The following is a 2610-nucleotide window of genomic DNA, read 5'->3' as shown; positions in this document are numbered from 1 at the left end:
GAAGCCCTTCTTGGAGGAGTCGTAGCCGATCTCGAGGATCTTGTCGCGCACCAGCTGGGGGATCGGCGCGTAGGCCTTGGTCGTGACCTCGCCGGCCACATGCACCAGACCGGTCGTGATCAGGGTCTCGACGGCGACCCGGGAGGTCGGGTCCTCACGCAGCAGGGCATCGAGAATGGTGTCGCTGATCTGGTCAGCGATCTTGTCGGGGTGACCCTCGGTCACAGACTCCGAAGTGAACAGGCGACGAGGCATGATTCTCCTGGGGTACCGCGGCGCCCCCCGACGGGACGCCGCACAGAACGGACGGTTCGGGTTCCGGCGCCTGCTGCTGCGATTCAGATCAGGTGCCGGCGCATCCAGTCGGCCAGGACGCCGGAGGCCACCGCGGCCGCCTCGGGCCAGGCCCGCTCGGCGGACTCGTCGGCATGGTCGCTGACGTACTTCACGATCCGCACCGGCAGGCCGAACCGCTCGGCCACGGAGGCGATCGCGTAGCCCTCCATGTCGACCAGGTCGGCCCGCTCGGCGAGCAGCGTGCGGGTGCGGCCGTCGGCGACGAAGGAGTCACCGGTGGCCAAGGTGGGCCCGGGTTCGGGCCGTACGGTCAGCGGACGGCCGTAGTCGACCCCGCTGAGCCGGTGGAGAACCTCGTCCGGCAGGTCGTGCTGAATGACCCGGGACACCTCGACGACACCGCTCAGCGAGCCGCTGAGCGACCCGGCCGTACCGAGGTTGACGATCTCCCGGGGACGTGCCGACGACAGCGCCCACGCGAGCTCCACGGTGGCCCGCACCTTCCCCATTCCGGTGATCAGTACGGGAAAGGTGTCGTCGAAGTGCGCCGCCTCCGCCTCGGCCGCCGTCACGATCAACGGAAGGTCGGGACGTATGCGGCCTCGGAGACGAGCCGTGAAGGTGACTTCGGGCAGGGCGGGGAGCAGCACGGGATTCCTGTTCGGGAGGGGCGCCGGTCGAGGTGAGCCGGTGTCAGGTGTTCTGGACCGAGGCCGGCCGGGCCAGCCACGAGTCGGGCACGCCCACTCCGCGCAGCGCGGCGAGCATGGACTCCTGTCGTCGCAGCTTGCTCAGCGCCGAGACCAGGAGGACCAGCGACAGAACGATGATGAAGGACGCGTGGTTCATGAACACGGGTCTCCGGTGGGCGAGGCGGCGAGGGACCGCGCAGTGACGGCCGTCCCCATGTTTGCCGCTGTAGGCCCAGGAGATCCCTAGTGCTGGATTCCGTATTCTGCGAGTACATGGGCTGCCGGCGGGGTAGTTCGGGTGCTCGGGGCGGTCACTGGACGACGGTTCGACGAGCGCGGCCGGGGCGTGATGAGGACGACGTGCCGTCGTTCGCTGGTGACGGCCGGCCTGCCCACCCGCCGAATGCGAGGGCGATAAGCGGGCACCCGATGACGAAGTCCGCACCAGATCGCATGCCCGCGCCGAGACCGGAAGGATTGATCGCGGATGTGCCTCCTGTGAGACCGCTCACGGTGGCATACTCCAACGAGACTCATGTCTGCCGTAGCCGCCGTGTTTTTCTCAGTGGACTGCATCCTGGTCAGGGGAAGCAGCCTGTCCCGCCTTGTCGAGGAACGCCTCGGACTGAGCGGGGCCTCGAGCGTGCACGAAACCCAGGCGACCGACGCGGCACGCTGGGCGGGCATCCCGGAGAACGCACTGCACACCCAGCTCGCGGGCCTGCCCCTGATTCCCGGAATCGCGGAGACCGCGCAGTGGTGCTGGAGCAGCGGCCTGGTGCCGGTCATCTCCAGTCTCACCTGGGCCCCGATCGGCGCGCACCTCGCCGAGCGGTTCGGTTTTCACTCGTACTCGGGGCGCTGCCTGGACGCCAGAAACGGCAGGTTCACAGGCCAGGCCGGCTTCCCGTGCACGCCCGCGGGCCAGGTCGAGTTCGTCGAGCGTCGTGCCGACGATCTCGACGTCGCGCCCCACGATTGCGCGGCCGTGGGCGCCTGCCCGACTGACGCCCCGCTCTTCGGTTCGGTCGGCCTCTCCATCGCCTTCAACGCCCAGCCGGAGGTGAGCGCACTCGCGACCACCTCCGTCGAGGGAGACGATCTGCGCGCCGTGATCCCCGCGTTGCAGCCTCTGACCGCCAGCAGAGTCTGAGCGACGGCGACGGCGACGGCGACGGGACGGGGACGGCGGTCGACCGGCGAAGCGGTGGGGCGGCATTGTGCCGACCGGGTCGGCACCCCGCCTGTGCGCTTCTCCTAGGCGCCGCTTTCCCGCAGCATGTCCTCGCGCTCGACGATCTTCACGCGTTCGCGGCCCTGGGGCTCGCCCAGTGCCTTCTCGGCGGCGTCCAGCCGGTACCAGCCCTCCCACGTGGTGTAGCGGACGTCGCGTTCGGCGAGGAAGGCGTCCACGGCCTCGGGTTCCGGCGAGAGGGGCGTGTGCAGGCGGCCGTCCGCGTGGTCGGCCAGCAGGTTCGCCACCGTCTCGTTGGCGTCGCCCTTGGTGTGGCCGATCAGGCCGATCGGACCGCGCCGGATCCAGCCCGTGACGTACGTGGACTGCAGGTGCTCGCCGGACTCCTGGATGACGCGGCCGCCCTCGTCCGGGACCGTGCCGGAG

4 protein-coding genes and 1 pseudogene are annotated in these 2610 nt (G+C 69.8%); 1 reads left to right on the top strand and 4 read right to left on the bottom strand.

Annotated elements, in window-relative coordinates:
• The 3 genes from BG482_RS39810 to BG482_RS44465 all read right to left on the bottom strand — a co-directional run.
• On the bottom strand, positions 1 to 255 hold a 255-nt coding region (locus tag BG482_RS39810), incomplete at its 3' end, for an S-adenosylmethionine synthetase N-terminal domain-containing protein (protein WP_256096625.1).
• 83 nt (positions 256 to 338) lie between these two features.
• Entirely contained in the window at positions 339 to 947 is a 609-nt protein-coding gene (locus BG482_RS39805) for a nucleosidase (RefSeq protein WP_256096624.1), read from the bottom strand.
• 43 nt (positions 948 to 990) lie between these two features.
• A complete protein-coding gene (locus BG482_RS44465; RefSeq protein ID WP_176741583.1) occupies positions 991 to 1146 on the bottom strand; it encodes a hypothetical protein in 156 nt (51 codons plus the stop codon).
• A 396-nt stretch (positions 1147 to 1542) separates the two neighbouring features.
• Between BG482_RS44465 and BG482_RS39800 the strand changes: the two genes are divergently transcribed.
• Complete coding sequence (locus BG482_RS39800; RefSeq protein ID WP_069774094.1) at positions 1543 to 2142, top strand: HAD family phosphatase; 600 nt, start codon at positions 1543 to 1545, stop codon at positions 2140 to 2142.
• A 104-nt stretch (positions 2143 to 2246) separates the two neighbouring features.
• Here the strand turns inward: BG482_RS39800 and BG482_RS39795 are convergent.
• Positions 2247 to 2610, bottom strand: a pseudogene (locus tag BG482_RS39795) (pyridine nucleotide-disulfide oxidoreductase); the annotation flags it as partial.

Origin of the sequence: Streptomyces sp. LUP30, assembly GCF_001746365.1 — a bacterium.
Taxonomy (GTDB): domain Bacteria; phylum Actinomycetota; class Actinomycetes; order Streptomycetales; family Streptomycetaceae; genus Streptomyces.
This window is presented reverse-complemented; position numbering and strand designations above follow the sequence as displayed.

Coding starts and splice junctions, on each gene's coding strand:
- BG482_RS44465 (WP_176741583.1), bottom strand. CDS start 1,146: ATGAACCACGCGTCCTTCATCATCGTTCTGTCGCTGGTCCTCCTGGTC.